This window comes from Methylobacterium sp. WL18 (assembly GCF_008040015.1).
Taxonomy (GTDB): Bacteria; Pseudomonadota; Alphaproteobacteria; order Rhizobiales; family Beijerinckiaceae; genus Methylobacterium; species Methylobacterium mesophilicum.
Window position 1 is genome coordinate 1 of record NZ_VRVD01000480.1, and the last position, 3,606, is coordinate 3,606.

The following is a 3,606-nucleotide window of genomic DNA, read 5'->3' on the forward strand; positions in this document are numbered from 1 at the left end:
TGGAAGCGTTCATGCCAGCGGATCGCGCTGGATGGGCCGACCCCGAAGCGCTTGGCCGCCTGTCGGCGCGAAGCTCCCGCCTCGATCGCCGCGATCACGCGTTCTCGCAGATCCATCGATAGCGCTGACGGCATCCCGACCTCCTCGGAAAGCCCAACATCGAATCAGATCCGCAGACTGCCCGCTACCCCCAACGATTCAACCCAGCCGGACATGGCTCTAAATGTAGTGGTCCAAAACTGAAGGCTCTGTACCGATCGCGAGGAGCTGCTTTCGACCCCTCTCTGAGGTTCGGGAGGTCCGCTTCTATGCAATTGGCGGGAGTCGCCCTTACGTCTGGAGCCGGTGGATTTCTGCCGATCCGCTTCCGGGCGGCAATGCCATCGCTGCGGACATGGCCGCCCCGACCGTTTACGACCCAACCAGGTCGCGCGGATCGCCACTGGCGCAACCTGAAAACAGCCCTTCGTCGGGCGTTCGCCAGCTTCTGCAGCAGGCCGGGGCGATCCGCCGGCAACCGATATAATCTCCGGCGGTCGTCAAGGCACGATTTCTCCGAAACCTTGCAGCTTGAGCATCGCGAAAGCTACGCTCCGGCCCGGCGCCGTCGCAGAACGTGCGCTGTGCAACGGGATCTGCAGGCCGACGCACCGACCAACGGCGCGCGGCGGCGTCCCGCGGGAGGTTGGACAATGGCAGATTTGTCGCGTCGTACCTGGCTCGGACTCGCTGGCGCCGTGGCGGCCGTGGGGCCGGCCGCCGCCGTGCCCGACCGCTTCGACCTGCTGATCAAGGGTGGGGAGGTCATCGACCCGAGCCAGTCGCTGCGGGCCAAGCGTGACGTCGGCATCCGCTTCGGCGTGGTGGCCGCCCTCGAGCCGGATATCCCCGCCGAGCGCGCCAAGCAGACGATCGACGCCTCCGGCAAGCTCGTGCTGCCAGGGCTCGTCGATCTCCACGCCCACACCTATCCCTACGGCTCGGCGATCGGCATCCCGGCCGACGAGACCGTCCCGTTCTCGGGGGTGACCACCGTCGTCTCGGCGGGCGACGCGGGAGCCAACAACATCGCGGCGCTCCGGCGTCACATTGCAGCCCAGACGCGGACGCGGATGTTCGCGTTCATTCACATCGCCAACAACGGCCTCTCCGCCTTCCCGGTGGCCGAGCTGTACAATCTCGACAACGCGCAAGTGGAGGCCTGCGCCCTGGCGATCGCCGAGAACCCGGACTTCGCCATCGGAGCCAAGGTCCGGATGTCCGAGAACGTCATCTTCAAGCATGGGGCCGAACCGCTGAAGCGGGCCATTCAGGCTTGTGAGATGTCGGGGCGGCCGGCGAAGGTGATGGTCCATATCGGCGGCGTCGAGACGCCGGCGCTGATGAGTCAAATCCTCGATCTGCTGCGGCCGGGCGATATCCTCACACATTGCTACTCGGGAGCGCCCAACAGCGCCGGTCAGTTCACGAACATCGTTCAGGACGGCAAGCTGCTGCCGGCCGCCCTGGAGGCCAAGCGCAGGGGGGTCGTGTTCGACATCGGCCATGGCGGCGGCTCGTTCGACTTCACCGTCGCCGAGGCTGCGATCGCGCAGGGCGCGCCGCCGGACACGATCTCGTCGGACCTGCACGTCTTCTCCGGCAACACCCCCGGCATGCCCTTCCTTCCGGTGGTGATGAGCAAGTTTCTGCCGCTGGGCTTCAGCCTGGAGCAGGTGATCGCGATGGCGACCCACAAGCCGGCCGGCATTATCGACCGCGTCCCGAAGCTCGGAACCTTGCAAGTCGGCGCGCCCGGGGATGTCTCGGTGATGGAGTGGGTTGAGCGCCCGCTCTCGATGGTGGACACCCGCAACAATCGACGCGACGGCAAGGGCTTTCTAGCGCCGGTGCAAACGGTCAACAACGGCGTCCCGTTCGGCCGCCCCTACCAGTCGCCCTTCTCCGTGCGCTAATCCGCGGAGCGATGCGGGCGGCATTCCACACCAGCAGGAGCTATCGGCGTCGCTACCGAGCGTCGCATCGGGACCACTCGGCATTGTCGCGCGGAAGCGGACCGCCGCAAAACCGCACCGTGCCAAAAGTGTTGGACGGTTGACGAAGGGCAGCTTTCAGGCCGCGCCTACGGCTGTCTGCACCGCTGCCATGGGTGGCAAGGGGATCGTCTGCTTTTGCGCCGGGCCGTCTCTGAAGCGGACATGCGGCTATCGGCCAGACTACGCCATGCCGGATCGCCGACCCGCGCCAAAGCGGTCGTTCGGCTCTGCGCCCATCCCGGCCATTCAGCTGGCTGTGACGGCATTCCGTAAGCGGACGCCACCAACTTGGATCGACCGTTCGCATAGGGGCACGCTACGCAAAGAGGCGCACCGTGATGTTTTGTGCGGCCGCGCGCGACCTAGCGTGAGCCTTGGGAAGGTCCGCTTCCAGGCTGACGAGAGAAGCGGCCTACGGCTGGGATGTGTGGTTAGCGGTCTGTCCGATTCTGAATGCCAGTTTAGCAGAATTGGACGTTTAAGGTGGGGAGAAGCTAGTGGGTGCTTGGCTCCTCGTGCGCATGCAGCCGCCTACATAGCAGGAAGGCTGTCGTGGCTGCTGATCAAAGCTCAGGATGCACTAGCACGCTACACCACAGCACGGTGTATCCAGGAGAAGCGGCCCTGTTGGTCATCGCAAGCCGCAGCATTGAGGCTATCACAGAGCTGTCGTAACGAAGCTCGTTGATCAAGGGGTGTGGCTCGGCGCGGCGCGCCACTGCCTCATCTACGAATTTCAACTGCGAGTTGAAATTTATCCTGTTCATCTGGTCGGGTGGGGCATCCTAGTTGTCCCCATTGTCGTCGGCGCCGCGATCATCGTCGGTGCATTGGCCCAGCTATCGCTGCAAGCGCTTCGACACTTCGAACTTGCGTTTCTCGCCTTCAACCTTGGCCTTTTCGCCGCCGCCGCTTTGAACTAGGTGGTCGGTCGACGCCTCAGCATCACGCCTCCGCGCGAACTCATCGATCCCGCCACGAATGCGCGCGTGCTGCTCACACGGCGGCACGCGCTGTTCTGGATCCGAATGGAGTACTGGTCGGCACCCGTCGTACTGGCCGCCTTCGTCCCGCTGCTCGCCCTCCGCAATCTCTAGCGTCGTCGTCCCAGGGCCCACCGCTTCAACTTCCAGGACCAGAATGCGCAGCACAGCCTCCACGAGAAAGCTCGGCATGTCTCACCGTTCGGCCTACGCGCTGGCCCTCCTGTGGGGGATCTCGGCCACACCCGTGGTGGCGGTCACGCCGGCCACACCGGTGGGCGTCGAGAGCTGTGACGCCTTCCTGGATGCCTATGCCCAATGCGCGGCCAGCCCCGGCGTACCGGAAGCCGCTCGTCCCGGCATCCGCCAGGGCATCGGCACGATGCGCGAGAGCTTCCGCGAGTCGGTCCTGCGCAACGAGGGCGCGCGCGCGACCGTGGCCTATCAGTGCGCCCAGGCTCATGAGGCCGTGCGCAAAAGCCTGATCGACGCGTTCAAATGCGATTTTCCCGCCGCACCCGCGGCTTCCCAGGCCCTGTTGCAGAGCCCGCCGCCACCGCCGGGCTCGGCTCGGGCGACCGCCCGCC

Annotated in this window: 3 protein-coding genes and 1 pseudogene; 2 read left to right on the top strand and 2 right to left on the bottom strand. The window is 65.4% G+C overall.

The genetic code is table 11. From position 1 onward, the window contains the following. Positions 1-134 (bottom strand): helix-turn-helix domain-containing protein (locus tag FV228_RS23315; protein ID WP_187277874.1); only part of this gene is annotated, 134 nt, incomplete at its 3' end. A 558-nt stretch (positions 135-692) separates the two neighbouring features. Here FV228_RS23315 and FV228_RS23320 point away from each other — a divergent pair. After that, positions 693-1,955, top strand: coding sequence for an amidohydrolase/deacetylase family metallohydrolase (locus tag FV228_RS23320; protein ID WP_147856758.1), 1,263 nt, complete (start codon positions 693-695; stop codon positions 1,953-1,955). Between the two features lie 920 nt (positions 1,956-2,875). Here FV228_RS23320 and FV228_RS33360 read toward each other — a convergent pair. Next, positions 2,876-3,211: a hypothetical protein gene (locus FV228_RS33360; RefSeq protein WP_187277875.1), complete on the bottom strand. Its 336-nt coding sequence runs from the start codon at positions 3,209-3,211 to the stop codon at positions 2,876-2,878. On the opposite strand from FV228_RS33360, the pseudogene FV228_RS23330 reads away from it, so the two are divergent. Continuing rightward, a pseudogene (locus FV228_RS23330) lies at positions 3,210-3,606 on the top strand (hypothetical protein); the annotation flags it as partial. The gene FV228_RS33360 and the pseudogene FV228_RS23330 sit on opposite strands and share 2 nt — an antisense overlap.